Annotated in this window: 29 protein-coding genes; 13 read left to right on the top strand and 16 right to left on the bottom strand. The window is 36.4% G+C overall.

Translation table 11 applies throughout. The features are described from left to right. Positions 1 to 27: 27 nt before the first annotated feature. On the top strand, positions 28 to 168 hold the full coding sequence (locus HGJ18_RS12835) for a transposon-encoded TnpW family protein (protein WP_366793573.1): 141 nt from the start codon (positions 28 to 30) through the stop codon (positions 166 to 168). On the opposite strand, the gene HGJ18_RS03160 is transcribed toward HGJ18_RS12835, so the two are convergent. After that, complete coding sequence (locus HGJ18_RS03160) at positions 163 to 1,050, bottom strand: Rpn family recombination-promoting nuclease/putative transposase (protein ID WP_253697632.1); 888 nt, start codon at positions 1,048 to 1,050, stop codon at positions 163 to 165. The two genes, HGJ18_RS12835 and HGJ18_RS03160, sit on opposite strands and share 6 nt — an antisense overlap. 193 nt (positions 1,051 to 1,243) lie before the next feature. Here HGJ18_RS03160 and HGJ18_RS03155 point away from each other — a divergent pair, with 193 nt between their 5' ends. From HGJ18_RS03155 to HGJ18_RS03100, 12 genes are all read left to right on the top strand, one after another. Continuing rightward, entirely contained in the window at positions 1,244 to 1,675 is a 432-nt protein-coding gene (locus tag HGJ18_RS03155; protein WP_253697631.1) for a bacteriohemerythrin, read from the top strand. A 96-nt stretch (positions 1,676 to 1,771) separates the two neighbouring features. Then, entirely contained in the window at positions 1,772 to 3,457 is a 1,686-nt protein-coding gene (gene recN, locus HGJ18_RS03150; RefSeq protein WP_253697630.1) for a DNA repair protein RecN, read from the top strand. A gap of 11 nt (positions 3,458 to 3,468) precedes the next feature. Next, on the top strand, positions 3,469 to 4,278 hold the full coding sequence (locus HGJ18_RS03145) for a TP0443 family flagellar-associated protein (protein ID WP_253697629.1): 810 nt from the start codon (positions 3,469 to 3,471) through the stop codon (positions 4,276 to 4,278). After that, a complete protein-coding gene (locus HGJ18_RS03140) occupies positions 4,275 to 5,471 on the top strand; it encodes an HD domain-containing protein (RefSeq protein WP_253697628.1) in 1,197 nt (398 codons plus the stop codon). Before HGJ18_RS03145 ends, HGJ18_RS03140 begins: the two co-directional genes overlap by 4 nt. 12 nt (positions 5,472 to 5,483) lie before the next feature. Continuing rightward, the gene (locus tag HGJ18_RS03135) at positions 5,484 to 6,017 is read left to right on the top strand and encodes a cyclic nucleotide-binding domain-containing protein (protein WP_253697627.1); all 534 of its coding nucleotides are present in this window, start codon (positions 5,484 to 5,486) and stop codon (positions 6,015 to 6,017) included. Next, complete coding sequence (locus tag HGJ18_RS03130; RefSeq protein ID WP_253697626.1) at positions 6,017 to 6,922, top strand: M23 family metallopeptidase; 906 nt, start codon at positions 6,017 to 6,019, stop codon at positions 6,920 to 6,922. The genes HGJ18_RS03135 and HGJ18_RS03130 overlap by 1 nt, the downstream gene beginning before the upstream one ends. A gap of 123 nt (positions 6,923 to 7,045) precedes the next feature. Then, complete coding sequence (locus HGJ18_RS03125; protein ID WP_002671537.1) at positions 7,046 to 7,336, top strand: HPF/RaiA family ribosome-associated protein; 291 nt, start codon at positions 7,046 to 7,048, stop codon at positions 7,334 to 7,336. 77 nt (positions 7,337 to 7,413) lie between these two features. After that, positions 7,414 to 8,469 carry an HPr(Ser) kinase/phosphatase gene (hprK, locus tag HGJ18_RS03120; protein WP_002668606.1) on the top strand — a complete coding sequence of 352 codons (1,056 nt, stop codon included), beginning with the start codon at positions 7,414 to 7,416 and terminating at the stop codon, positions 8,467 to 8,469. 12 nt (positions 8,470 to 8,481) lie between these two features. Continuing rightward, complete coding sequence (locus tag HGJ18_RS03115; RefSeq protein WP_002668605.1) at positions 8,482 to 8,748, top strand: HPr family phosphocarrier protein; 267 nt, start codon at positions 8,482 to 8,484, stop codon at positions 8,746 to 8,748. 27 nt (positions 8,749 to 8,775) lie between these two features. Then, positions 8,776 to 10,158: a TldD/PmbA family protein gene (locus HGJ18_RS03110; RefSeq protein WP_253697625.1), complete on the top strand. Its 1,383-nt coding sequence runs from the start codon at positions 8,776 to 8,778 to the stop codon at positions 10,156 to 10,158. Then, complete coding sequence (locus HGJ18_RS03105; RefSeq protein ID WP_253697624.1) at positions 10,158 to 11,465, top strand: TldD/PmbA family protein; 1,308 nt, start codon at positions 10,158 to 10,160, stop codon at positions 11,463 to 11,465. The genes HGJ18_RS03110 and HGJ18_RS03105 overlap by 1 nt, the downstream gene beginning before the upstream one ends. A 62-nt stretch (positions 11,466 to 11,527) precedes the next feature. Further along, entirely contained in the window at positions 11,528 to 12,103 is a 576-nt protein-coding gene (locus HGJ18_RS03100; protein ID WP_253697623.1) for an HD domain-containing protein, read from the top strand. Between the two features lie 43 nt (positions 12,104 to 12,146). On the opposite strand, the gene HGJ18_RS03095 is transcribed toward HGJ18_RS03100, so the two are convergent. The 15 genes from HGJ18_RS03095 to HGJ18_RS03030 all read right to left on the bottom strand — a co-directional run bounded on the left by HGJ18_RS03095 (position 12,147) and on the right by HGJ18_RS03030 (position 26,187). Beyond that, positions 12,147 to 13,007, bottom strand: a complete 861-nt coding sequence (locus tag HGJ18_RS03095; protein WP_253697622.1) for a CPBP family intramembrane glutamic endopeptidase — start codon at positions 13,005 to 13,007, stop codon at positions 12,147 to 12,149. A gap of 104 nt (positions 13,008 to 13,111) precedes the next feature. Continuing rightward, complete coding sequence (locus HGJ18_RS03090; RefSeq protein WP_253697621.1) at positions 13,112 to 13,774, bottom strand: hypothetical protein; 663 nt, start codon at positions 13,772 to 13,774, stop codon at positions 13,112 to 13,114. A gap of 236 nt (positions 13,775 to 14,010) precedes the next feature. Further along, the gene (locus HGJ18_RS03085; RefSeq protein WP_253697620.1) at positions 14,011 to 14,877 is read right to left on the bottom strand and encodes a hypothetical protein; all 867 of its coding nucleotides are present in this window, start codon (positions 14,875 to 14,877) and stop codon (positions 14,011 to 14,013) included. Further along, entirely contained in the window at positions 14,864 to 15,547 is a 684-nt protein-coding gene (locus HGJ18_RS03080) for a hypothetical protein (protein ID WP_253697619.1), read from the bottom strand. The genes HGJ18_RS03085 and HGJ18_RS03080 overlap by 14 nt, the downstream gene beginning before the upstream one ends. Positions 15,548 to 15,566: 19 nt before the next feature. Beyond that, the gene (locus tag HGJ18_RS03075; protein WP_253697618.1) at positions 15,567 to 16,496 is read right to left on the bottom strand and encodes a PQQ-binding-like beta-propeller repeat protein; all 930 of its coding nucleotides are present in this window, start codon (positions 16,494 to 16,496) and stop codon (positions 15,567 to 15,569) included. A 29-nt stretch (positions 16,497 to 16,525) separates the two neighbouring features. Continuing rightward, positions 16,526 to 16,921 carry a hypothetical protein gene (locus HGJ18_RS03070; RefSeq protein WP_253697617.1) on the bottom strand — a complete coding sequence of 132 codons (396 nt, stop codon included), beginning with the start codon at positions 16,919 to 16,921 and terminating at the stop codon, positions 16,526 to 16,528. 60 nt (positions 16,922 to 16,981) lie between these two features. Further along, positions 16,982 to 18,178 (bottom strand): hypothetical protein, encoded by a 1,197-nt coding sequence (locus tag HGJ18_RS03065; protein ID WP_253697616.1) that lies wholly within the window; start codon positions 18,176 to 18,178, stop codon positions 16,982 to 16,984. A 22-nt stretch (positions 18,179 to 18,200) separates the two neighbouring features. Then, positions 18,201 to 18,998 carry a hypothetical protein gene (locus HGJ18_RS03060; RefSeq protein WP_253697615.1) on the bottom strand — a complete coding sequence of 266 codons (798 nt, stop codon included), beginning with the start codon at positions 18,996 to 18,998 and terminating at the stop codon, positions 18,201 to 18,203. A 57-nt stretch (positions 18,999 to 19,055) separates the two neighbouring features. After that, positions 19,056 to 19,178: a hypothetical protein gene (locus tag HGJ18_RS12780; RefSeq protein ID WP_301338929.1), complete on the bottom strand. Its 123-nt coding sequence runs from the start codon at positions 19,176 to 19,178 to the stop codon at positions 19,056 to 19,058. A 902-nt stretch (positions 19,179 to 20,080) separates the two neighbouring features. Next, positions 20,081 to 23,548 carry a transcription-repair coupling factor gene (gene mfd, locus HGJ18_RS03055; protein ID WP_253697614.1) on the bottom strand — a complete coding sequence of 1,156 codons (3,468 nt, stop codon included), beginning with the start codon at positions 23,546 to 23,548 and terminating at the stop codon, positions 20,081 to 20,083. Beyond that, on the bottom strand, positions 23,549 to 24,205 hold the full coding sequence (locus HGJ18_RS03050) for a tetratricopeptide repeat protein (protein WP_253697613.1): 657 nt from the start codon (positions 24,203 to 24,205) through the stop codon (positions 23,549 to 23,551). A gap of 84 nt (positions 24,206 to 24,289) precedes the next feature. Next, a complete protein-coding gene (locus HGJ18_RS03045; protein ID WP_253697612.1) occupies positions 24,290 to 24,571 on the bottom strand; it encodes a DUF4160 domain-containing protein in 282 nt (93 codons plus the stop codon). Between the two features lies 1 nt (position 24,572). Next, entirely contained in the window at positions 24,573 to 24,794 is a 222-nt protein-coding gene (locus tag HGJ18_RS03040; protein ID WP_253697611.1) for a DUF7723 family protein, read from the bottom strand. Continuing rightward, a complete protein-coding gene (locus HGJ18_RS03035) occupies positions 24,787 to 25,065 on the bottom strand; it encodes a DUF7724 family protein (protein WP_253697610.1) in 279 nt (92 codons plus the stop codon). Before HGJ18_RS03035 ends, HGJ18_RS03040 begins: the two co-directional genes overlap by 8 nt. Positions 25,066 to 25,119: 54 nt before the next feature. After that, positions 25,120 to 26,187: a flagellar motor switch protein FliG gene (locus tag HGJ18_RS03030; RefSeq protein ID WP_253697609.1), complete on the bottom strand. Its 1,068-nt coding sequence runs from the start codon at positions 26,185 to 26,187 to the stop codon at positions 25,120 to 25,122. Between the last annotated feature and the right edge of the window lie 77 nt (positions 26,188 to 26,264).

The raw sequence follows: 26,264 nt of genomic DNA, 5'->3' as shown, positions 1-26,264 counted from the left end.
CCCGATTTGTCGAAGTAAAACAATTAAATAGGATCACCAAGAGGAAAGACCTCCTATGAGGTTGTTGTCCACTTAAGCGAAAATGCAACTAAAACAATGCAAGATAAGATGATTTTGATTAAAAAGTCTTTAACAAGCAGCCACAGGCTCGGTTGGCTGAATTTATAGTTTTTCCACCTCTTCTTTACTAAGCCCCGTTCCTTCAGCTATTTTTTCGATATCAATACCCATTCTCTTAAATGCAACCGCTGTTTCAAGAGCTTTTTGGTAGGCACCATCGAAGAAGCCTTCTTGTCTGCCCTTTATTTCTCCCTGCAAAACTCCTTCTTGATAACCAACATGTTTCCAAGAAGCCTTGTCATGTTCATATTTCATACGGTTTTCATAGAGCCACTTCTCTTTTGGGCTCATTTCCATTATGTTTATTGTTGCATTGGCTTTTGCCATTATAGGTGATTCTTGTGCCAGCATATTACGTACCTCCCTATCATTGGTTTCGATAAATCTCAGCCAGTTGTAAAGTTTCTTTTTCTTCTCATCCTGCTCAATGTTTTCATCGTCTTTAACTTTGGCTAAGTTTAAAAAGTGGATTTCAAGCTCATCGGAAAGCCTTTCGTTTAGGTGCTTTTCTACCACATTATACTCGCTATGTAAAAGATTGTTTAAATCAAAGCCTTCACCCACTATGTTTATTGTAATACATTTAGGCAGTTTTGTATACACTTCGCCTGCTTTTAAGTTTTCAGTGTACATTTTAGCCCAGTAAAAGATGGTACGCTGAACAAACTCGCTGTTCCACCTGTTTTGAATTTCGATGTCGATAATTGTGTTGTTCTTTAGGAGTAATTTTACGTCTAAAACTCCGGTTTTATCGCTTATCGAATCTTTATGAAACTCCTTATCCAGAAGCTCCAAGCCTGCGATTCTTTCAGGCGGAATGTCTAAAATACATTCCAGCAAATCCTGAAGAACATCTTTGTTTTCTTCAACTCCAAAGACTCTTTTAAAAGCATAGTCGTTGCGGAGTGTTATTTTAAATAGTTGTGTCATACCGCCTCCTTGTCAGCCATTATCTCTTTTCCTGCCTTCATATAATTATAGGGTTCTAAATTGAATAAATAGTAAAATTTAAAAAAGAAATTTTAGAAATGTCGAACATCTAAGATCAAATGTCAAACTGCAATAGGATATCTAACCCCGCTCCTTCCCTTGACTTTTTTTGATAATAAGTTAAAATAGTCTTATGAGTGAAATTAAAGGTTTTGAGTGGGAAGACTCATTAAGCGTAGGGTATAATACAATAGATTTACATCATAAAAAACTTTTAACCATCATGGGGCAATTTAAAGATTTGTTCGACTTGCCTCAAGAAGAATACAAACTAAAAATCGGTAAAATACTGAAAAATTTATCCGACTATACATATTATCACTTTGAAGAAGAAGAAAAAGTAATGAAAGAGTATGGTTATCCCGATTTAAAAGAACATGCAGAAATACATAAATCTTTTATAAAAAAAATAAGAGAAGCGATTGTGCCTTTAGCCTCCGGAAATATCGAAACGGGACTTCAATTTTACGATTTTTTGGGCAGGTGGCTTGTTGAACATATAGCCGGAGCCGATCACGACTGGGCGGAATACATCCATAAAGAACATCCCGACGCCCAATTTTAAGCATTCTCACTTTGACATCTGTACTTTAATTACGCCTACTTGAAATTTGCTGCATTTTGGTCTATACTTGAAAATGTTGAAATTTAAGGAAAGTAAATGCTTGAAAATATATCGGTAAAAAACATAGCTCTAATAGACAGTCTCTTTGTAGAATTCGAAAACGGCTTAAATGTTTTAAGCGGTGAAACGGGAGCCGGTAAGTCGATATTAATCGGCTCCTTAACGTTCCTCCTCGGAGGAAAAACCACAACAGATTTAATCCGTTCAGGTACCGATGAGGCAGCCGTATCGGGAAGTTTTTTTATCGGGAATGAACACAGCGAGGCCTTAAAATGGCTTGCAGAGCACGGAATTGAGCCCGAAAACAGCCGTATTCTTATCCGCCGCAATTTAAAACAAAACGGCCGATCCAATGCTTGGATACAAAGCACACCGGTAACAAGGAACGAACTTGAAGACTTCACCTCTCTTTTGGTGGATATCCACGGCCAACACGATCATCAGTCTCTTTTTAGAATTGCAGAACACCGCCGTTTTTTGGACAGCTTTGCAGGCATAAACAACGAAGTGAAAATGTTTACCTCTCTTTATGCCGAACTTGCCGAAAAAAGAACAGAGCTTGAAAACTTAAACCTTTCCGAAAAAGAACTTGCCGAAAAACAAGAGCTTTTGCAGTTTGCCATCGATGAAATAACAAAAGCAAAATTAAAAGAAGACGAAAAAGAAGAACTGGAAGCTGAAGAAAAAAGATTAAACCAATTTGAAAAACTTTTCGAAGCCTTAAACACGGCATCTCAGCTTTTTTCCGATGAATCGGGAATAATCAGTCTTACAAAAAAAGCAATGCATAACCTTGAAACTGCCAAAAATTGTGATGAAGGACTTGAAGACCTTTCAAAAAGGCTTGAAACCGGCTACTACGAATTGGACGATATAAGTTCTTCTATAGATTCCTATCTTTCAAAGCTGATCTTTAATCCTGAAAGGGTGGAACAAGTACAAGAAAGGCTTTCTTTAATATATAAGTTGACAAAAAAATACGGGGCAACGATACACGATGTCTTAAACTATGCTCAAAATGCTGAAGAGCAGCTTGAAAGTCTTTCCAAACGGGAAGCCGGAAAATCGGAGCTTGAACAGAAAATAGGAATTTTGCAGTCAAAGCTCTTAAAACTGGGAAGAATCCTATCCGAAAAACGCAAAGAGGCATCTTCAAAACTCCAAAAGGATGTTGAAGAAGTTCTTTCCAATTTAGGAATGCCCAAAACAAAATTCCAAGTGCGGGTGGACACTAGACTCCCTGAGGGAAACAGGCTTTCGGCAAATCCTTACGGTTTTGACGATATCGAATTTATGATAAGCCCCAATGCCGGTGAACCTTTAAGGCCTCTTGCAAAGATTGCATCGGGGGGAGAGCTTTCTCGCGTTATGCTTGCCTTAAAAACGGTACTTGCGGAAGGAGATGAAGCGGACACCTTAATATTTGATGAAATCGATACCGGCATCGGCGGAGAAGTTGCTGTAAATGTAGCTTCACATATGAAAAAGCTGTCGAAAAAAAAGCAAATTCTTTGTATTACCCACCTTGCGGTAATCGCATCTCATGCCGATAATCATATTAAGATAGAAAAAAATACGATAGGGCAAACTACCAAAACCTCGGCAGCAGCTGTTTCAGGCAAGGCGAGGCTTGAAGAAATAGCAAGAATGCTGGCCGGAGACGAATTAAGTGAGGCTTCTCTCAGACATGCTGAAGAGCTTCTGTTAAAATATGTCCGATAGAGGAGATTATTGTGGACGGGGAAAAAAGCGGAAACAGAGAACTTTATACAAAACGGGTTTATGAATATGATCAGGTAATAAACCAAGTTTTAAAACATGAAGAAAATATTCTTTCGCTTATAAAAAAAGACACATTCGGTGCCGCTTATAAAAGGCTGGTACTTGCCGATGAGATGATTTACTTGGCAACCCTTTATCTGGCCAAATTCAGGCTATCGGTAGCCCTCCTCGGCGGAAAAAACGAAAACATTCTCAATGAAGCACGAAAAACCCTGTATAAGCCCATAATCTATCTTGAAGAAATTGTAACCGACCTTATAGATGCTCCTTTTTCCGAATATGAAGAAGGTGTTGCACAAATTTCCAAGATTACCGAAAAACAAAGATACTATCTTATACGAAAACTGGGCCTGGTAATAAACTTGGTAATAGATGCATACGGGGAAAATACCAAATGGCGTTGGTCCTTTATCGACATAGAAGCCCGTTTTGCAGTAGTTGCAAAAAACATAATGGATCTAAAAGAAATAAGCCAAACGGGCTTAAACCCTCATGCGGAGGATTATGATACCGTAATATATCATCTTAGGCTTGTAAAAAAACTTTTTACCAAAGCTGCCGACAAATACCGCGAAAAATACGAAATTGTTACAAACAATATAAGCGACTTCCGCACTGCAATCCTTTTTTTGGAAGGCTTAAGAAGGGTGCACATGGTTTTAAATGAGCACAGGGAAGTTGAAGAAATCAAACGCAAAATCGAAATCTGGAAAGATAAGATGGAAAAAGATCTAAAGCAAAAGGATAAACCTAAAAAATGATTTTTACGACAAAAACCGTTTTAAAATTATTTGAGGCTTTCTCAATCCAGCGCTGGAACGATCTTATCCGGCCCTTTGAAATAGTCGAAATGGATAAAACAGCCGAAAAGACCTTTTTAGCCTATATAATCGGAAAATACGAAGAAAAAAAAGGTAAAAAAATCGATTGGGATAGGATAATCGACGGTTCCGTTTTCGATATTTTAAGAAAAATAGCCCTTTGCGATATAAAGGCACCTGTTCAAAGAAGAATCCGAAAAGAATACCCTGAAGAATACAAAAAAATTAACGAATGGATATTCGAAAAATATAATGATATTTTTCCCGACGGAGAATTTAAGGCTAAATTTCATTCTTACCTTTTTGAAGAACCCGATAAAGACGATATAACATGGAAGGTTTCACGGGCCGCTCATAAATATTCCACAATAAGAGAATTTGAAATGCTTAAACCGGTAAACGAAGCTTTCCGTTTAACCGAAATTGACGGCTTTTTAAAGGAAGAAATCTGCGAGTTTATGGATTTAACAGGCATTCAACTTCTCCTTGCAAACCAAAATCCTCATAAACTTATAACCGAAATAGAAAAATTGAGGTTTCAGATCCGCTGGAACCAGACGCCGAGAGTTCCTCCAACAACAGTGCTGGGCCACTCCTTTTATGTTGCAGCCCTAACCCTTTTAATGTGCTACGATTTAGACATTAATAATGAAAGAAGATATAACAACTTTTTTTCGGCCCTATTTCATGATCTTCCTGAAGCGGTTACAAGGGATATCATTTCACCTGTAAAACAGGCAACGGATCACTTGCCCGCTGTCGTAAAAGAAATCGAAGATCGCATAGTAAAGGACGAGCTTTTACCATTGATGGACGAATCTTTTATAGATGAGGTTATGTATTATATATCCGATGAATTTGAAAACAGGGTTATTGTAAACAAACAGGTAAAAATTGTAAGCTTTGAAGAGTTATCGCAAAAATATGCCGATAAGGAATTTAAGGCTACTGATGGACGCTTGGTAAGGGTTGCCGATCAGATAGCAGCCTTTGTTGAGGCTGAAAGCTCAATTAAATACGGAATTACCTCCAAACATTTGGAAGAAGGCCGTAAAAATATACTGGGAGCTTATCCTGTAGGAACAAAGATAAATAATTTAAGCACGGATGTATTTTTTAATGCATACCGATAATTGGGAGTAGACATGAACAAGGTAGAAATGGATAGAGACATTTTTTTTCAAGAAGTAAAACAAACCGCTATTTTTTCGTGCATTGAAGATTCGGATTTAATGCAGATAATAGATTTTTCTGAAATTCTTTCTTATGAACGAGGAGAAAGCATTATTACCGAAGGTACCGAAAACAATGGCTTTTTTGTATTATTGAGCGGAAAACTTGAAATAGTAAAAAGCGGAAAATGGGGAGATGTGAAAATAGGTATTTTACAAAACAATGCAAGTTTCGGTGAAACTTCCCTATTTAAAGATCAGCCTGCAACGGCCACCGTAAACGCCTTAGATCCTTCGACAATCCTGCTTATATCTAAAGAACAATTTACGGCATATATAAATGCTCATCCAAAGGCAGGAAACGTTATCTTAACATATATAGTTTTTAGCCTATTGCAAAAACTCAATACTACAAATAAAGAAAGGGTACAGGAAAAGAACCTTGAATTCTCTCCGGAAGATTTAGCTTTTATGGTTGATATGTTTACCCCTCCAACAGAGGCTTAATGTATAAAAAAAACATCTTAAGGCCTGTATTTTTTATTTTGTTCTCATTTTTCTGCTTTGCAGAAGATATCGTGCATATAATCGAAAAAGGAGACACTCTTTATTCTATCAGCAAAAAATATAATACGCCTATAGATTCTATTCTCAAAAAAAACAACTTAAGCGATCCTTCAAAGATAAAGATAGGGCAAAAACTCATAATTTCGGTAGAAAGTTCTGCAAAAAACGATAAAAAAACTAATGCCAAGACCGGTTCGGAGGAGATCACCCATGTGATACAAAAAGGAGATACCCTTTATGCCTTGGCAAAAAAATTCGGCGTCAAATTTTCCGATATCCTTAAACTAAACGGACTTAACGAAAAAACGCCCTTAAAAATAGGCCAAATTTTAAAAATCCCTCAAGGAAAATCCCAAGGCACGGCCCAAGAGCAGGAGAGCAAAGTACCTCAAGACGGCAAGCAAGAAAAAACCTCAATTACAAAGGCAGGCTCCGATAAGGAAACTCAGGCCGTAAAGCCGAGCACTTCTACAAAGCAAGCCGATTCCAAGCTCCTTTGGCCCGTTCCGGCCTCAAAGGTTGCCTATCTTTCAGGTAAAATTACAGGAGTAGTTATAGATTCGGTAAAAGGACAGGCCGTAAAGGCTGTAAGCTCAGGGAAAGTCGTATCCACAGGCCCTCACCGAGGCTTCGGTCAGGTCGTATTTGTTCAATCTAAGACAAAACACATCTATGTTTACGGCGGAATGGAAAAAATCGCCGTAAAGAAGGGAGATACTATAGCAGTAGGCCAAAAGCTGGGAGAGCTGGGAGTAGAATTGCTCACAGGCAAAGCAAGGCTTTACTTTATGGTCTATGATAAAAATAAGCCCATCGACCCTGCAAAGGCCCCGAGAGGCCTCTAGTTTTTTAGTAAAACCCGTTTTCCGCTCAATTTCATTTTTTTACTATTTATCCGTATTTTAAGCTCGACTTTTAAGCAAAAGTGTAGTATCCTATAAGTACAATGAAATTGTGTGGAGGAAATTATGAACATTAATATTCAAGCAGTAAAATTTACGATGGACGAGGATCAGAAAAAATATCTGGATCAAAAGTTTAAAAGAATCGAATATGCGGATAATCTTATTACCGATATTCAGTGCTTTATCAAACTGGATAAAAAGTTTATCTACGACACAACAATTAACTTTAGGTGGGGGGGCACGGCCCATGTTTCAACCGAAAACTATGAGTTTGAGGCCGGCGTCAATAAAATGATGGATATAGCCGACCAAAAAGTCAAAAAAGAAAAGGACAAGGTTCAAGAAAAGAAGTAAGCTTAATTTAAATTTTTAATTTTGGGGGAGCTCTAAAAGGGCTCCCTTTTTTATTTTAAACTCATAAATTTTAAATTATGAAAACAACCGAAAATCAGGCAAAGTCTGTTTACAAAACAGCCTTAAATGTGTATATTAAAAACATGGCTAACATAAGCTTTTCGGTGCTCAATCTTTTGGAATTAGACCTTAAAAAACATGACTCCCTTGAATTAACCTGTGTATCGGGAAGAATGGGGCTTTCCAATAAGATTCTGGAACCCAATATCAACCGTCCGGGGCTTGCCCTTTCAGGCTTTTTCGATTCATTTGCAAATGAAAGAGTTCAGCTTTTCGGACGAGGAGAATACGCCTATCTTGCCACCCTTACGGAAAAAAAAGACCTGTCCACAATCGAAAAAATGTTTTCTTTTAAGATTCCATGCTGTTTATTTTCAAACGATTTAAAACCTCCAAAGGAATTTTTAGAAATAAGCGATAAGCATAATTGCCCTATTTTGACTTCAACTCTTTCTTCAAATGAACTGGCCTTACGCCTCTTACGAATCCTATCGAATACCTTTGCCCCTAGAATTTCTTTACATGGAGTCTTGGTTGAAGTTTTCGGCCTAGGCATTCTCATAATGGGCAGCTCAGGAGTCGGAAAAAGCGAAACGGCTCTTGAACTCATCGAAAGAGGACACCGCCTCGTAGCCGACGATGTGGTCGAAATCTCCTGCATAAACGGAAACACCCTTGTAGGACGGGGAGCCAATAAGATTATAGGCCATCACATGGAAATAAGGGGCTTAGGCATAATAAATATACGCCAGCTTTACGGTATAGGAGCTATACGAGAAGTAAAGCAGATTCAGCTGGTTGCAAAGCTTGAAGAATGGGATGCCGAAAAGGTTTATGATAGATTGGGAACTGAGGAACTTACAACGGAAATTCTTGATGTTAAAATTCCTCTATTGGAAATACCGGTTAAACCCGGAAGGAATGTGCCGATTATTTTAGAAACGGCAGCTAAAAATGAAAGACTAAAGAGTATGGGGTATTTTTCTGCAAGAGAATTCAGCAGAAATGTTCTTAGATGGATCGAAACAGATTCGGCAAGGGCACCCTACTACACTGATGACGATACATATTAAAAGGATTAAATTATGATTTCAAAAACTATTAAGGTTCAAAATCGGGCAGGAATACATGCCCGCCCGGCAGCTCTTATTGCACAAAAATCGAATAATTTTTCTTCGGAGATTTTTTTATGCAAGGAAGATGCAAAAATCAATGCCAAGTCCGTAATAGGAATTATAACTATGGCTGCCGCCTACGGCACAGAGCTCACTCTTACCTGCGATGGGCCTGATGAAAAGGAAGCCAGCGAGGCAATCGAAACTATTTTTAACAATAAATTTGAAGAAGAATAAAATTTTTTAGTTTTATGGAGGTATGTCATGAGATTTGATGATTTAAAGAGCCATGCGAAGCTTTTTTCGGAGTACACCGAACTTAGGGTTCAAGAAAACACGGCTATGTCGGTAGCAGCCCTAAACGGTGATCTTGTAAACAATGTTCAATCCCGAAAAGCCGGAGTTTGTGCCCGCTCTTTTAAGGATGGGGTATGGGGCTTTGCCTCATCGCCTGAACAAACGGACGAGGCCATAGCCTCATCTATAAAATCGGCAAGTGAAAATGTTAAGTTTTTAGCCAAAAAAACGGGAAGCGGTCAAGCTGAGCTTCCGGCCTTTACGGGGCAAGGCACCTACGGAAAATACGATCCTTCCAAGGATGCCGATCAAAAGGAAGCTATAGACTTTATCAAAGACCTTGAAAACTACACGGCAAAAAAATATCCCGAACTTCAATCAAGAATTTTTAACATCTCGGCCAACGGAACCGAAAGGCATCTTATTACCTCGGATAAGGCCGATGCCCACACCTATATTTCAAGGGCAAATTTAATGATGAGCTTTAAGCTCCTTTCGGAAGGCCAGCCCATAGGCCTCTACGATGTATTCGGAGGCTACGGTCAATTTAAAAACCTCTTCGATAAGCCTAATCTTTACTATTCTAAAATAGACGAAATGGTTGAAAACCTAAAACAAAAGGCGGCCGGAGTCTATGCCAAGCCCGGTATTCACGATGTTGTACTCGGCCCCGACCTTGCAGGTATTCTTGCCCATGAAGCAATAGGACATACCACAGAATCGGACTTCGTAATGTCCGGTTCCATTGCGGCAGACTTTATGAATAAGGAAGTTGCGACTCCATTGGTTACACTCGTAGACTTTGCCTACGAGTGTAAGGGCAAAATATGCCCCGTTCCTATCTGGATAGACGATGAGGGAGTTGCTGCAAAGGATGCCGTTATAATAAAGGACGGAATCTTACGATCCTATATGCATAACAAACAGTCGGCAGCCATCTTCAAGGTAGACCCTACAGGGAACGCCCGTGCAAATGAGTTTTCGGATGAGCCTTTGGTGCGTATGCGGAACACCGCAATTCTCCCCGGAAAGGATAAGCTAAAGGACATGATAGCGAGCATTGATGACGGCTACTATTTTGTACGCTCATCGAATGGGCAGGCTGACTCTACAAGCGAATTTATGTTCGGCGTAGTGCTCGGTTATGAAATTAAAAATGGAAAAATCGGCAGGGCCGTAAAGGACTGCACTATAGCGGGAGTAGCCTTCGACATGCTTAAAACCGTAACAATGGTAAGCGACGATATGAGTTGGAGCAATGCCGGCATGTGCGGAAAAAAGCAGCTCATCAATGTAGGAATGGGCGGCCCCGCAATCAAGTGTAAAATCGGAGTAGGAGGACGGGAATAATGAGCGGATTTGACGGAATAAAACATGCGGAATTTATCTTGTATGCCCTTAAAAAAGAGGGCGCCGATAAGGCTACGGCAAGGGTTTCAAAAAGCGTAAAAAGCGAAATGAATATTGATGCGGGCCGTTTAAGCCTTTACAGGAGCACGACGGATATTTCCGTTTCGATGACCTCCCTTGTAGAAACCAAAAAGGGCTATATTGCAGGAAACGATTTAAGCGAAAAGACATTAAAAGAAAATGCAGCAAAGGCTGTTTCTCTTTCTCGTTCTTCCGAAAAGGATGATGGGAACGATATTTCACCTATGCAAAAGGGAGAAACTCTTTCCTACGGCGATACGGAACCCAATAACGAAAAAATGTATGAGAGGCTAAAAGAATTTTTGGATTATACAAAATCGGCCTACCCTACCTTACAATTAAATCAATGTGTTTTGGACTTTACACGAAGCGAACAAAACTTTGCAAACTCAAACGGAGTGCGCTTTACACAAAGCTCAGGCATATACAATTTTACGGCAATGTTCTTTGCAAAAGACGGCAAGGGTACGAGCAGCTTTAACTATAGCGGAGCCGCTCACCTTAACTTGGATAAGCCCTTAAAGGACTGGGGAAACCTCGATGAGATTATGAGGGAAAACTGCGGTCAAACGGTTACCTCACCTCTTTCAGGTTCCTTTACAGGGGATATAGTTATAACTCCTATGAGTATGATAGATTTTGCAGGTACTATGCTGGGGCTTTTTATGGGAGATATGCCCCTCATTACAGGCACATCTATTTGGAAGGATAAATTAAACCAAAAAGTACTATCGGATTTATTTACCCTCCATTCGTTTCCCCGAAAGCCGGCGGGCACTGAACTTGAAAGCCTTTACACGGGAGACGGCTTTAAGGCCGAAAACAAAACACTCATCGAAAAGGGCGTTTTAAAAGACTTTGTTTTAGGGCTTTACGGTTCTAAAAAAACAGGCCTTCCGCGCTGTGTTTCTGGAGGAGAAGGCTTAATCATCGAAAGCGGAAATACGGCAAAGGCCGATATGATTAAGAACGTCAAAAAGGGAATTTTGCTCGGCCGTTTTTCAGGCGGAAACCCTGCCGCAAACGGAGACTTTTCGGGCGTTGCAAAAAATTCCTACCTCATCGAAAACGGCGAAATTACAAAACCTCTTTCCGAAACGATGATAGCAGGAAACATCGTAAAGATGTTCAGCGATATAATTTCCGTTTCAAAAGAAAAAGTAGACTACGGAAACGCAATAGTTCCGTGGATGCATTCTACAGGCATTACAATTTCGGGAAAATAAAATGAGAAAAAACCGCCCTAGCCTTTATTAAGGGTTAGGCGGTTTTATTTTAAGGATAAAAAATGTTACCTTCTAAAGAAGAAGCAGAAAGATTACTTGAAGAAGCTTATTTAAAAAATCCCGGCCCTTGGAGAGAACACTCCATTGTTGCAGCCAAGTGTGCGCAAAAAATTGCCTCAACCTGTAAGGACTTGGATCCTGTCAAGGCCTACATCTTGGGACTTCTTCACGATATAGGACGGAGGGAAGGTATAACAGGTCTAGCCCATGTAATAGACGGTTATGAGTATCTTATGAAATTAGGCTATGATGAGGCTGCCCGAGTATGTATAACTCATTCTTTTTCTATAAAAAAAATAGAAACCTACATCGGCAAAAACGATGTCAGCTCTGAAGCATATAAAAAAATAAAAAACCTTATCGACGAATACGAATATGACGATTACGACAGACTCATTCAGCTATGCGACAGCATTGCTCTCCCTCAAGGCTCTGCAAAAATAGAAGAGAGAATGAGCGATGTAAAAAAACGCCACGGCTATTATCCCCAAGACAAATGGAACAAACACATCGAACTAAAAAAATACTTTGAACAAAAATCCGGCTTGGATATAGATGAGCTAGGGATTCAGGTGTAGAGATTGTTTTGAGAACATTCGGTTACATTTTATCAATAAAGAATTAGTATTCGGCTAAAGTATCGGTTTTTACTTCATTAAAAGTTTTTCGCACCTTTACATATTTAATAACATCAATTATCAGGATTATGAGAGCCATAATAAAAATTATAAAATAAATAATTATTAAAAAATAAAAATATACATACTGAAATAAAAATATAAAAAAATTATTAATTGAATGAACAAGAATAGGAACATAAATATTATCTGTTTTTTCATAACAATAAGTCAATAAAATTCCGTCAAGCACAAGAGAAAACATTTTTATATTAAATCCATAACCTGGTATATGTAAAAAAGCAAAAAATATTGAAGAAATAAATACAGCAATAAATACATTGCTTATTTCTTTTAATTTATTATACAGAAGTCCTCTATAAAATATTTCTTCAAAAATAGGGCCAATGATTACGGTACTTATAAGCATAAAAGGTTCAAAACGAGGTCTTTGCAATTTTTCTAAAACCAAAATATCATATACAGTAATATTTTTTTTACCCGTTAAAACATCATTAAAATATTTAAAAAAATTAAAAAGAAAAGAATTATCAAAAATAAAGGATATTATATAATATATCATCGTAATTGATGACAGATAAATCATCCCTTTTATAATAACAGAGAAATTTAATTTTTTATAAGTAAATATTATCTTTAAATCTTTTGAATAAAATAAATAGAAAATGATTATAAACAGTAAAAATAATAAACTACCGAAAATTCCATTATATTTAACGAATAAGGTATAATAGTAATTATAAAAATTTTTGAAAAGAAATTTACCGGTGTAAGAAATTATCAAAAAAACAAGAATATACAATATAAAAAGAAAGCACAGATCTTTTATTACTTTTTTATTCATATTTTCCTCCAAAAATGTTTATATAAAATTCACAAGATATATAATAACATATAAATTTTAATAGGTAAAGGGTAAAAAAATATTGATAAAAAAAATATTCGGGTTTATCTTACTAAAGACAACAAAATAGAATCTTCTAAATTTTCACTATAAAATGTAAGAGTATTATATATGTTTTCGGTTTCAAATAAGCCATCATCTAAAAAAGCAAAACTGTAGGGCAAAAAACACTTTATAACATCCCCCTCTTTTATTTTAGGTTCAGGTTCGGCTATGGTAATTTTAAAGCCGTTATAATCGATCTCACCCATACAAGGTAAAAATTCAACAGCTTCATTAGTCAGCAGATCCTTTTTATAAGAAACAGATTCTTTGTTATTGCAGCTTTGTATAATAGAATCTAGCATTTCTAAAAAAAGCGTGTCTGTCGGTTTACCAAAAGCATATCCAATTGCTTCCCATCCTGTATATTCAGAGTTAATTAATTCTTTTAAAAATCTTATACCACCTTTATCAATTAGGTTTACTTTATTATCGACATCCCAATCCATTCCACCTTTTTTCCAAAAACACCATGATAAAAAAAGAGTCATCGCTCCCCGCTGCCCTGCAGAATCGCTTAAACTGGCTGCACTATTTTTACAGAAAGAATAAGCGGTCGTGTCTTTTAAGAATTTATTAAAAAATTTTATATTTCCTCCGCTAAACCCGTATCCGATTAAATTTTCAGATAAATGACTTAATCCTTCATCTAGAAATACATTCATTCGACCAGCTCCTAAATTTCCTTCGATTATGCGAGAATATGTTTTTGCCGTAAAACTGACAGCATGAGTAAGTTCATGTCCGATTGTTGCTGCTATGGCTTTATAATAATAATTATCGGAAGGATTTCCAGAAGGAATTGCTGCATATATAATATCTGCCTCATTACTTGACGGATTATATAAAACAGAATTTTTATCCTTGTTATTTTTAAAGAAATCTGCAGGATTAAAAAAACCTAAAGCTTTTTTTTTTCATCATTTATAGTTTGAGTAAAAATAATACTTATCTTGCCGTTTTTATCAATATCGGCAGCTTTTCCAAAAATTTTTAAAACTCGATCCAAAATAATATTTTCAACCTCATTGATACAAAGATCTAAAAAAACTGTATCGGTTAAAGTTTTTTTTGGAATCCAAACATCAATATTATCTGAACTATAATATTTTTTAAAGGAAATATAATGAGGCTCCGCAATCTGATTTTTAGTATTAACAATATAAAATTTTTTTTCGTTTTTATTTTCAATTGTATTTTTAAAATATCTAAGAATAGGAACATCCGGTATAGGAGAGACTGAGTTAATATTATCATAACATCTAAATATTTTTAAACCATCCTCATCTTCCAAATTTTTATCTTTGCAGTTAAAATAATTTAAGTTTTTCTTTTTAATAAAAAGATTTTCAGCACTTCCGTTTAATGAAGCAATATAAGCTTTATACTTTTGATGTTTAAACACAGAAACAAAGGGTGTTTTAAGAATGCGGAATTTTGTCTCCATCAAATCATTATTAAAACGTTCTAATACGGTTATGGAAATTACTTTTTCATATCCCATAGCTATTACTTTTATTTTGTGCTTTCCCGGTAAAAGGTTAACAGAAATCTGAGAACCTGTACCTAAATCACCGTTAATAGAGGATTTCCAATAAGCGGAGTCAATATCCTTATTAATAGACAATACAACAGGTAAATCATCATAGTATACATTGTTTTCTATCGGAGAGATAATATGAAAGATAAAATCATCTGTACTGTATTTATTTTTGCATGAAATCAATAAAATACAAAAAAGAAAAAATAAAAGTTTATTCCGCAGCAAAATTAACACCTCCTGTCTGTATTGATGAAACAGAATAATAGTTATATTTTTCAAGTAAAGGATCTCCAAAATATTTTTGAGCAGTTACAACCAATCGATAATTATTATTTTTTTTAAGTGTATTAGCAGGAATTATAATATTACACGCATTAGTCGCATAGCTATAAACAGTATCAAAGGTATTTTTTACTTCTACCGTATAAATACAATTTTTGCCGCACGACTTCCAAGCAATTTGTATATTATCGGTATTTGAAACAGATTCACCTTTTAAAATAGACTTGCCTGAACTATCTTGAAAAACAATTAATTGAGCCGCTTCTAATATTTTTTCATGAGGAATGGTTAATTTGTTTTCTTGAGCCGCAGCATTGGTTTTAATATGGATTATAACATTTCCGGAAGCAGGGAGAGACATTTTTCTCCAATAGTAATATTTTGAAGAATCAAATTCCAAAAACTCTGCACGATTATATTTATCGATACAAATAATACGGGCAGCAGTTACGGCATTACCTGTTTTATCTTCCAAAAAAACTTTTACCATACTTTCATCGGATTTATCTGATTCAATTAAAACTCTTATACCGATTTCATTAGATTTGTCTTGAAATTGCTTACATCCTAATATAATAAACATCAATACACACACTATAGACAGTTTTTTCATAAGTGTTTCTCCTATCTTCTTAAACTCTTATTGCACAAAGTTTAGCCCTATTTGTATCAAAGTCGGTATTAAAAAAGATATAGTAATTTTTATATAAAAAAGTTACTTCATCGCCCCAGCCCAAGACTGTTTTATCTACACCTATAAGTTGTCCGGTTTTTATGTCAAAAACACGCAATCCGTCTAAATGGGTTACAATATATGCCCTGTCATTTGCAATAATAGGAAAAGTACTGCTTGTTCCTCCCACAGGATGAAAACCCCATTCCAATCTAAAATCTTCCGCATTTACACAGACAAGTGAATATACATGCTCTTTTGCTATGTTTATCTGTAAATGAGCATCCCTTGATGCAACAGTGGTATAATAAAATTTTCCCTCATGATACTGAATACCGCATATATACTCTGAAGGTGTTATTAGGGGCTTTGTAAAAACAGGTCCTTCTTCTTCATCATATCTGAAAAGTATCTTTCCCGTATTTTTGTTTACTTTTAAAAGACTGCTGTCCAAAATATATAAAATATCGTCATGGACATACAGGGAATTGGCAACCGAACCGCAAAGTTTTTCAATCTCCGTTTCCCATAACACGGTCTTTGTAGTTAAATCTATAGCTACAAGAATACACTTTCCTTTATCTATGGGCGTATATGTATTCATTGTTATAAAATATAAAATACGGTTTTCGATTATCGGAGCTGTCAAAACAGTACATTCTTTATAATTTTCTCTTACATATATTGATTCGGGTATAATCGTTTGTATTTCACTGCTATGAGTATAATCTATTTTTGAAACCTCTAATTTAACAAATGGTCTAAACATAAGGTCGCTGTTACCTCTGGTTGACCAATAAATGTCTATACCATCGGTAACTATATCATAAAGACAGCTATTAAAAATAGCTTCTTTTTCGGTTTTGCCTATTCGTACAGCAGCCAGCACATCTCCCGTTAAATCCGAATGGCAATAGACTATACCGTAGGGCGCATATAATATAATCTGTCTTCTATCTTGACAATATTAGAAAAAGAAAAATTTACATATTTATCCTTAAATACTTTTGAAGACTTCCACACATAAGTGCCGCTTTCCATATCTATCTTAACAAGTCTTATCTTTTCTTGTATTCTTTTCCCTTCATTATTTACTTCGGCAATAAATTCCAATAAATAAAAATATTTACCCTCGGTATAAGCCTGAGAACTAAGCTGTTTACCGTCCAGCTGTAATTGCCATGCATAATCGGGCTTATATACAGGTTCGTTGTTTTCTTCTATGGGCTTTCTTTTACCGCCGAACAATAAATCGCAGGAGGTAAAAATTACCGTAATAAACATCAATACACACACTATAGACAGTTTTTTCATAAGTTTTTCTCCTTAAAATTTATGGCGAGTTTAAAATAAAAGCCCACCATAAATTTTTTATTATCTTTTTTTTGTACCTGTTTTAATCATTGTCTCTATCATTCTTTTTACATCTTCAGGAGGCTTTCCTGAATCTTTATAAAAAATTTCAGCATGGTTATAATCAAAGGTAACATAGGGTTTCCCTTCAATATCGATAGATTTTGGATGGATAGTTTTAGGTATAAATTGACTTTCTTTTGCCACCAAACAGTCATGTTCATCAGAGCCTAGGAGTTTATTTATATTACTATCGATGTTATAGCAGTAGTCTCGGGCAGCCGCACACTGGCGGGCATATCTGGGGCTTCCGCTAAATAATCCCCAAATAAAGCAGCATTTTGCAATATGGATTTTTCTGACAAAATCCATACCATGACCGAAAGCATCAATTTTTTCCCTAATATTTGCAGAGTCGGGCAGCATATCTAGAGTGTTATTTTTTAGTCCTACAATATAGCCCACAGGTATTTCATTAGGAAGTTTTGAAACATGATTATATGCTGTATACCAACTGTAAACAGGAGTGTAATGCCAACGCAGTACCCAATATTGCCAGCCCCAACGGTTTGTTACTCTAGTCCATCTAAGGAGCCTTTCAGTTCCTGTTTGAACCTTATATGTATAAGCATTACTCTCTAAAACATATTTCCTTATAAAGTTGCTTTGTGGAATCATGTCACGAATTTCGCCCATACCGTTCAATATTTCATCCGATGCTGCCGGAGAAATAGCCTTTAAACAAGGTTTAAGCCAAGCCATAATACCGTCATTCGGTAATATTTTATCGTTGACAAAATTCCAAATTCTATCGAGGATATTTCCTTCAGTTAAAAATCCAAAAACCTCTCCAAAGTTAAGAATTAAACCACTAGCGATTGGTATAGCTAAAACACTGATACAGCCACCATGAATAATCTCTACATCTCTTCTTATTTTGGCATTTACGGCAGGCAAACCGCCTTGACTGTGACCTGCAATTGCAAATTTTTCATTATTGTTATTTTCTTTGATGAAGCCGTATTCATCATTGATAATATCTTGAAGACCATACGAAGAAGGCTGGTAGTTCAAAAATTGAAAGCCTTCAAATTTGTAGGTTTTTATACCGCTGTCTAAATTATTAAATTCGCTTGCCTTTGATTTTGATTTACTTTCTTCCGAAAAAGCACCTAAAATACAAAAACTAAAAAACAAAGTAATCATTATTTTTTTCATTTTATTTCTCCTCACGTTAATTTTATAATAAAAGTTTAAATAATGAGTCATCTGCCTCATTTATTTTAATATCTTCATACAATTCTATAACCGTTTCTTTATAGCTTAAATCACCCGGATCACCAAAAATCATATCTTTTTTCTCACTTACCACTCCATTTTGCTGCAATTCGGCAAGTTTTTCGGCAGTAATTTCAGGTACATCATCCGCACTATCATAAATAACGGTACCTTCTGAGACAACTTCTATTTTATTAGGATTTTGAACATCTATTTCGGTAAAACTTCCTACTTTTACCGGAACACCGTCTTTTTCTTCGTATACAATATTTGTTTTGCTTGTTATTTTAGTTCCATCCTCCTGAATATATACATTTTCCACTTCTTGAAGAATTTCGTTATTCATATCAAAACAAATACGGGATGATAGCAGCTTTTCATAATTATTTTTCGATAAAAGAGCGGGAGGTAAATTTAAAACAAATAAGCCGTTTTCCGTATCTTCTTGCATATCCAATGCCAAACGGGAAGCTTCAGAACGAATAAACTTTAAATTTACCCTGCTTAAAGCAGTTTCCGGCTTTAAAAAATGTAGGCTCGAATCAATATCATCTTTTAGCATTAGCCTATTTTCGATAACTTCAGTTTTGGGATCAAAAAATATTACTTCTTTTCCATCGGTAATTATTGATCTAGCCGAGATATCGTATTTTTCCTCTGCCGGAAAATCAATCCGTGTAAGAATTCTTTGCCCAATCGTTTTGATCGATAAACGATAAGTTTCTTGAAGCTTTGCATATGTATCTGTACGGTTATTCATAGTATGAATCTGTACATTTGCCTGAAAACTATCAATTGAGGAACCTTTTTTAGAATTTCATTTGATAGTTACAGGATTCTCTTCAAACAAAGCGGGTTTGCCTGGATTATTCACCTCATTTCTACATGCCGCAATTAGACCAACAATCAAAATAAAAAAGTAAAAATATCTCTTTTTCATATAAAAACCTCCATACTAAAAACAGTATGTGAGATTTTTTTTTATCTGTCAATGGAAAAATAGCAAAGAACCAAAGTTCCATAAAAAAGAACTTTGGTTCCGATAAAGCTCTTATTTGTTACTCAACTATTTCGTACTTTTCGACAAAAATAAGGAAATCGGCATAGTTGTTTATATTAAGAGTTTGATATATTCTGGTCATTTCCTTTTTTATAACGGATTCAGAAACACAGAGTCGTTCACCAATTTCCTTAAAGGATAATTGCATGGAAGCTAAGATAAAACACTTAGTCTGACGGACTGTTAAATTCAGTTGAGAGATATTAAAAATATTTTTTTTAGTGTAATATTTTCTTAAATCATGAGCAAAAAAAACTAAACTGGCGGCTATGAGTATTAAGACTACGGAAATATTAAAAAGGCTTACTTTTAATAACTCTATTCCAAAATTTATATATTGGCAAATAAAGGCAAAAATAAAAAAAAATAAAACAAAAGTTAATTTAAAAATAGTATGATTTTTAAAAAAATTACACCGCCATAAAATTAATAGGCTTACACAATAGAAAAGCAACCCCAGAACATTTCCTCCAACAAATATATTGACAAAAAAAGCAATACAGGCAATTAATGACCATAATAGACTGTATCTTGGTTTAAGTATTAAAAACAAAAATATAAAAAAAATAAGTATGTTTGATATAAAAATTATGCTATTACTTGGAAGAATTTTAAAATACATAAATAGAATGATGTTTAACATAATAAAACAAAAAAAACAGGCTAAATACCTTGATTTCTTTATCAGGTCTTGGGAGTAAATAAATTCTTTAAAAGATACCCAAATTCTCTTCACCATAATTTATAGTATCATATTTGTTTAAATTTTGCAAGAGAAATTCCTACATCAAGCTGCCGAGTTTTTCGCGGATGAATTCGCTTTTTTCTTTTAAGCCGATTTTGCCGGTTTGGAGGATGAGGACATTCGGGGCTTTTGGGTCAAGACTTACACGGCCTGCGGATTCTTTTATCATGCGTAAAAGTTTATCCACCGAGATTTTTGATACACGGGCAAACTCGATGCGGACGGCAGCCTTTCTTTCTTTTAGGCTTGCAATCGAAAGATGATTGCAGATAATTTTTATTTCGGAAAGAGCCAAAAGGCTTTCCACTTCGGAGGGGGCAGGGCCGAAGCGGTCAAGAATTTCGGAGTAGACTCTGTCGAGGTCTCCTTGCACCTTAACGGCTGCAATTTTTTTATAAACTTCCATTTTGGTTTCGGGACTTGAAATATAGGAATCGGGTATAAAGCCCGAATACTCAAGCTCGATAACGGATTCTTGAACAGGCTCATAATCTTGGTTTTGAAGTTTTTGAACAGCCTCGTCCAAAAGGCGCAAATATAAATCAAAGCCGACGGAATAAATATCTCCCGATTGTTCCCTGCCCAAAAGATTTCCGGCTCCTCTTATTTCCATATCCTTCATCGCAATCTTAAAACCGGAACCGAGCTCGGTAAAGTCTGAAATAACTTGCAATCGCTTCATAGCAATTTCGGAAAGAGCCTTATCGTCGGGATACAACAGATAGGCATAGGCTTTTTTGTCGGAGCGGCCTACCCTTCCCCTCAACTGATAAAGCTGGGAAACGCCGTACATATCGGCTCGGTCTATGATGATGGTATTGGCATTCGGAATGTCAATGCCGTTTTCGATAATGGTGGTCGCAATTAAAACCTGAAAGCCGCCCAAACTAAAGCGCTCAAAAATTTCTTCCAGTTGGTTAGGAGACATTTGGCCGTGTGCCGTTTCAATCATAATCTCGGGCAAAAGGGATTGAAGCATAAAAAGAGTTTCATCCAAACTTTCAACCCTGTTATGAAGATAAAAAACCTGCCCGCCTCTCTCCGATTCCCGTCTTATAACTTCGGCAACTTTTTCCGCATTGAACTCGGCGATAACAGTTTCAACAGGTTTTCTGTTTTGAGGAGGAGTTGCGATTACGCTCATGTCCCTTATTTTTAAAAGCGACATGTGAAGGGTTCGCGGAATAGGAGTTGCAGAAAGGGAAAGACAGTCCACATTGTGCTTCATCTGTTTTAATCTTTCCTTATCCTTAACACCGAAGCGTTGTTCTTCATCGACAATCATCAAACCCAAATCCTTAAAGACAACATCTTTTTGAATTATGCGGTGAGTTCCGATTAAAATATCCACTTCGCCTTTTTTTAATTTTTCCAAAACTTTTTTTTGTTCACCCTTTGGAACAAAGCGGGAAAGACGGGCTAACTTTACAGGGAAGTTTTTAAACCTCTTGTCCAATGTTTCAAAATGCTGCTCGGTCAAAATAGTTGTAGGCGACAAAAAGGCAACCTGCTTACCGCTCATCACGGCCTTAAAGGCGGCCCGCATTGCAACTTCGGTTTTACCGTAACCCACATCTCCGCAGATAAGCCTATCCATAGGAACAGGCTTTTCCATGTCCTCTTTTACCTCAGCAATGCAGGTAAGCTGGTCATCGGTTTCTTCATAAGGAAAAGCCGCTTCAAAAGCTGTTTGCCATTCATCATCTTTTTGAAAAGCAAAGCCCGTGCTCGCCTTTCTTTTAGAATAAAGGTCGATGAGTTTTGCGGCTATATCTTCAACCGATTTTTTTACCTTGTTCTTTCTGTTCTCCCAAGACTTTGAGCCGAGGATATCGAGATGAGGAGCCTCTCCTTCGTTTCCTATATAACGCTGAACAAGGTCGGCCTGCTCAATCGGAATAAAAACGGTTTCATCATTTGCATATAAAAGATTTATATAATCTCTTTCCGTATCTAAAATTTTAACGCGTTCGATACCGCGGAATTTTCCTATGCCGTAATTTACATGAACAACATAGTCTCCCGGATTTAATTCGATAAATGTATCGATAACCGAACTCTTTGCAGTCTTTACCGATTTTGGAATTCTTCGGCGGCGGCCGAAAATCTCGTTTTCGTGGATTACCAAAATTTTTAGATCAGGAATACCGAAGCCGCCTGAAAGGTTATAAGGTAAAATTTTTATTCTGTCTTCGTGCAGAATCTCTTCGATACGGAGAGCTTGATTATCGCTTTCGGCAAATACGAAGATAGACCAATCATCATTTAAAAGATTATTTAATTCTTCGCGTAAATAGACTATGTTCCCGAAAAAACTGCGGGGAGGATCGGTTTTAAATTTAAGAGTTTTATTTTTATCTTCTTGCTCGGCTAAGGTTCTAAAATAAATAGACTTATTATATTTTTGTACATTGCTTTCAAATTGAAGTAAGATGCGTTGAGGTTCGGGATATTCCGAAATAAGGGCTTTTCGTTTTTCGTTTTCGTCAAACTGAGTTTTTGTTTTTTTATAAAGCCCCATATATTCTCTAAGTAAAATTTCCGAAGAATTTTTTTGTCTGTCATAGTCCGAATAAAAAACAGGAATCTTATTTAATTCCGCATATTCTAAAACGGAAGAAGATTTTTGAAACGCAAGAGGATAAAAAATTTCTTCTCCTTCAAATGTTTTATATTCTTTTAAGGCATCAATAATTTTTAAAATACTTTCAGAAAATTCCGAATAGGTTTTTAATTTTTTTTCCAAGCAGTCAATACGCTCATCATTCCAAATTACTTCCTTTACGGGATAGAAGTTAATTTTTTTATATTCCTCTAAAGAACCTTGGCTTACTATATCAAAGCTCTTTATTTTTTCTACCTTATCAAAATCAAATTGGATTCGGTAAGCCGTTTTTTCCGAACCCGAATTGGAAGCAAGGCAGATATCCAAGACCTCTCCCCGCAAGGCAAACTCACCTCTCACGCTTACACGCGGAACTCTTATATAACCCCAAAGACTTAAAAGCTCTGCAAGGCTTAAAATATCAAGACTTGAACCTGCAGCAATTTCTACCTTATTTTGTTTTAAATAATCTGCCGGAGGAACCGGAGTTAAAAAAGAACGCTGGCAGGTGATAAAAACGGGAGGTTTGTTTTTTGTATAAGATTCATTCCCGGATTCAAGCAGGCGGATCAGCACTTCGGCTCGTTCGGAAAACACAGGTGCCGTCGGCGAAATAGGCCTATAGGCAAGAGAACCCCACCAAGGCAATACAAAATTTTCTATTCCGGAGAAATCCAAGTCGGCTCTTACGGCTTCCGCTTCCTTTTCAGTCGGAACTACCACGAGGACAGGCTTACGGGTTTTGTACAAATATTCCGTTAAAAAAAATCCGAAAAGGCCTCCGGAAATTCCTGTAATGTTGTAGGGATAAGAATTTTCATCTATCTCATCGAAGGCATTTTTCATGTCCTTCCATGAGCGGATAGAATTTTGTAAGGAATCTATTAGAGGCTGAGGCATTTAAATCTTTACCCGTTTGAGGGCTTCGGCTGCTTCCTTAAACTCGGGGCGGAGTTTTACTGCCGTTTGATAGGCTGCAATCGCACCTTCTTTTTCACCGGCCGCTTCACGGACAATTCCAAGCCTATACCACCAAAGAGAATTGGAAGGCTCCAAGTGCACTGAAATGGAATAAGCGATATCGGCCTTGTGATATTTTTTTGTATTTCGGTAAATCTCTCCGACAAAAAAGTGGGCAACGCTTATGCGCTCACCGTTGGGAGCCATCTCTATATACATTTCCATATTCCGCAAAGAGTCTTTATAATTTCCAAGGAAAAACTGAGCCTCGGCCAAAGTTTCGATAATTCGTGCATCCCTCCCGATTTTTAAGGCATCACTACATACCAGTTCGGTGTCCTTATATCGGCCCAATCGAAAAAGGCACCATGTGTATACGGCATAAGAATCCATATTCTTAGAATTTACCTTTAATTCGTTACGGCAAATTTCTATGGCGGACAGATAAGCGGTTCCGGCATCTTCGCGCCTTCCTATGGAATCAAGGCTTCGGCCCTGCCTGTAAAGCTTTAAAGCATCAGGTTTATCTTGTGCAAAAAGGCCTGCAGCAAAAATAAAAGTCAATAGAATAAATTTAAAACGTTTTCCGGTTATCATAATTTTCTCCATCCATTATTTTACATAAATTTTTATTTTATTCAATCGGGGGAAAGAATCATAGAAGTAGAATTTTATTAAAACCTATTTTCCAGTGTAAAAACTCTCATGACTATACTCACACCATTTTTCATACATTTCAATATACCGCTCTTTGATAAAATCCTGTATTTTTCTTAGGTCTTTATCATTGAGGACTCCTCGATTCTGAATTATTGTATCGCCGTCACTTTTAACAAAAAATTTCGCCGAACTTTTTTCTGTCAATTTTGAATCACTTGCATAAACATGAAAGGCTTCAATAATACATTTAGAAGTAAAATATAAATAATATCCGGCAACTTTAAAAGAAAAATATTTAGGCATCTTAATCTTCCATATACTTTAAACAACTTTTTAAATATTTTTTTGAAACAATTATTTCAATATCGTCCATATTAGTTTCAATTAATGTTCCGTCTTGCTTAAAAACTGCAGCACCATACCCGTTATTTAAATTAAAAACTCGTATTCCTTCAGGAATCTTTTTAAAAGCAAAACCATTAGCAATTACATCGGCTTCATCGGCAATCCTATATAAATCAGGCATATCTTACCTCCACTTTTTGAATTGATGATAAAAATTTTTCGGTATCAATATACAGATTTTCTAATATAGGAATTAAATCAATATATTCTTCTTCAAACTCAGAATTATGAGCATATTTAGCAGAAACGACAAGATAGCCCTTATCCCAACTAACAACATTTCCATATCTCTCCAATGAATAAGGTGCTATAAACTTTAATCGCTCATCACCAAAAGATAATATTGTATAAGAGTCTTCATTACTTAAATAAGCCGTATTTTCTGTTTGCATAAACTAATTATAGCATAAAAATACAGAACCGGCAAGTCTGGAATTTTTAGATACCTAATACACAAATTTATCGTCTTCATCTTTTACTATAATAACTCTTCCCCGCTCTGCTTCATTTTTCACTCGGGCTAAAAAGTGGTCAACGGTATTATTTAGGTCTCGCTTTAAAACAGGGCCCATGTACTGTTCTTCATCGAGAACCAAGGCAGCACGGCTTTTAGACATATTCGCCAAGATTACCTTTCTGAATTCTTCACTTTGATTATGTATCAAAAAAGCCAATTCCTTATCGGTCATAGGAGAGATTAGATATTGAATGTGCTTTGGATTCATATTTATAACATCATCAAGGGTAACAAGTTTTCGTTTTATAGTTTCGGTCAAATTTTCATCTTCAAGATCAAGAGAATCCAAGATACTCGAGCCGGTCTCATAATCCAGTTTACGCAAAATATCGGCCAATACGGAAACACCGTCAACCGAGCTTGTGCGGTTTAAATTTACATCGGCAAGTTTCTTTTTTAAGGCCTCACTTACCTGAGTAAGAACTTCAGCATCTATTTTTTTAAGTTTTGCAAGACGTAAGATGATGTCTTTTTTTTCGTCTCCATCTTCGATGGAGCTTATATAGGCAGCAGCCTGTTTAGGCTGCAACTGAGAAAGAACTATGGCCTTTGTAGCCGGAAGCTCGCCTTGTAATATCCTCGTCAGGCGATCCTTATCCATACCTTCAAGATACTCAAAAGGTACGGGCATTTTAGGAGGCACGGCAGTTTCAAGAATCTGTTCGGCTTTGGCCTCGCCGAAGGCTTCGGTTAAAATAGTCTTAGCCGTATCGACACCGCCTAAAAGGTTTTTGTTTTTATTGTAGATATCGTTAAATTCGTTTAGAATATCATAGGCTTCTTTTTTATCTATAGATTGAACCGTAACAAGTTCTGCTACAACCTTGTCTATCTGCTCCTTGGTAAGCTGGCGCAAAACGTCGGCAGCCTGCTCAGCCCCGATTATAAAAAGAAATTTGGCAACCTTCCTATACGGGCTTTCTTTTCCGGTACTTTTTTCGTCTACAGGAACCTTTATAAGACCATTCTTTAACATTTGACTTTCAATATCGCTCATAAAAACCTCGAAGATTATTATAGCACGGATTAGCCTAAAAGGGCAAGAGTAAAAAAATACTGTAAATTTTTCAAAGT

This window comes from Treponema denticola (assembly GCF_024181405.1).
GTDB lineage: Bacteria > Spirochaetota > Spirochaetia > Treponematales > Treponemataceae > Treponema_B > Treponema_B denticola_D.
Note: the sequence above shows the minus strand (reverse complement) of the source record. Positions and strands in the feature narration are given on the sequence as shown.

Bases quoted from the DNA above. Each gene is read 5' to 3' on its own strand.
- HGJ18_RS03160 (WP_253697632.1), bottom strand. From the start codon at position 1,050: ATGACACAACTATTTAAAATAACACTCCGCAACGACTATGCTTTTAAA.
- HGJ18_RS03155 (WP_253697631.1), top strand. From the start codon at position 1,244: ATGAGTGAAATTAAAGGTTTTGAGTGGGAAGACTCATTAAGCGTAGGG.
- recN (WP_253697630.1), top strand. From the start codon at position 1,772: ATGCTTGAAAATATATCGGTAAAAAACATAGCTCTAATAGACAGTCTC.
- HGJ18_RS03140 (WP_253697628.1), top strand. From the start codon at position 4,275: ATGATTTTTACGACAAAAACCGTTTTAAAATTATTTGAGGCTTTCTCA.
- HGJ18_RS03135 (WP_253697627.1), top strand. From the start codon at position 5,484: ATGAACAAGGTAGAAATGGATAGAGACATTTTTTTTCAAGAAGTAAAA.
- HGJ18_RS03130 (WP_253697626.1), top strand. From the start codon at position 6,017: ATGTATAAAAAAAACATCTTAAGGCCTGTATTTTTTATTTTGTTCTCA.
- HGJ18_RS03125 (WP_002671537.1), top strand. From the start codon at position 7,046: ATGAACATTAATATTCAAGCAGTAAAATTTACGATGGACGAGGATCAG.
- hprK (WP_002668606.1), top strand. From the start codon at position 7,414: ATGAAAACAACCGAAAATCAGGCAAAGTCTGTTTACAAAACAGCCTTA.
- HGJ18_RS03115 (WP_002668605.1), top strand. From the start codon at position 8,482: ATGATTTCAAAAACTATTAAGGTTCAAAATCGGGCAGGAATACATGCC.
- HGJ18_RS03110 (WP_253697625.1), top strand. From the start codon at position 8,776: ATGAGATTTGATGATTTAAAGAGCCATGCGAAGCTTTTTTCGGAGTAC.
- HGJ18_RS03105 (WP_253697624.1), top strand. From the start codon at position 10,158: ATGAGCGGATTTGACGGAATAAAACATGCGGAATTTATCTTGTATGCC.
- HGJ18_RS03100 (WP_253697623.1), top strand. From the start codon at position 11,528: ATGTTACCTTCTAAAGAAGAAGCAGAAAGATTACTTGAAGAAGCTTAT.
- HGJ18_RS03095 (WP_253697622.1), bottom strand. From the start codon at position 13,007: ATGAATAAAAAAGTAATAAAAGATCTGTGCTTTCTTTTTATATTGTAT.
- HGJ18_RS03090 (WP_253697621.1), bottom strand. From the start codon at position 13,774: ATGAATGTATTTCTAGATGAAGGATTAAGTCATTTATCTGAAAATTTA.
- HGJ18_RS03080 (WP_253697619.1), bottom strand. From the start codon at position 15,547: ATGAAAAAACTGTCTATAGTGTGTGTATTGATGTTTATTATATTAGGA.
- HGJ18_RS03070 (WP_253697617.1), bottom strand. From the start codon at position 16,921: ATGAAAAAACTGTCTATAGTGTGTGTATTGATGTTTATTACGGTAATT.
- HGJ18_RS03065 (WP_253697616.1), bottom strand. From the start codon at position 18,178: ATGAAAAAAATAATGATTACTTTGTTTTTTAGTTTTTGTATTTTAGGT.
- HGJ18_RS03060 (WP_253697615.1), bottom strand. From the start codon at position 18,998: ATGAATAACCGTACAGATACATATGCAAAGCTTCAAGAAACTTATCGT.
- HGJ18_RS12780 (WP_301338929.1), bottom strand. From the start codon at position 19,178: ATGAAAAAGAGATATTTTTACTTTTTTATTTTGATTGTTGGTCTAATT.
- mfd (WP_253697614.1), bottom strand. From the start codon at position 23,548: ATGCCTCAGCCTCTAATAGATTCCTTACAAAATTCTATCCGCTCATGG.
- HGJ18_RS03050 (WP_253697613.1), bottom strand. From the start codon at position 24,205: ATGATAACCGGAAAACGTTTTAAATTTATTCTATTGACTTTTATTTTT.
- HGJ18_RS03045 (WP_253697612.1), bottom strand. From the start codon at position 24,571: ATGCCTAAATATTTTTCTTTTAAAGTTGCCGGATATTATTTATATTTT.
- HGJ18_RS03040 (WP_253697611.1), bottom strand. From the start codon at position 24,794: ATGCCTGATTTATATAGGATTGCCGATGAAGCCGATGTAATTGCTAAT.
- HGJ18_RS03035 (WP_253697610.1), bottom strand. From the start codon at position 25,065: ATGCAAACAGAAAATACGGCTTATTTAAGTAATGAAGACTCTTATACA.
- HGJ18_RS03030 (WP_253697609.1), bottom strand. From the start codon at position 26,187: ATGAGCGATATTGAAAGTCAAATGTTAAAGAATGGTCTTATAAAGGTT.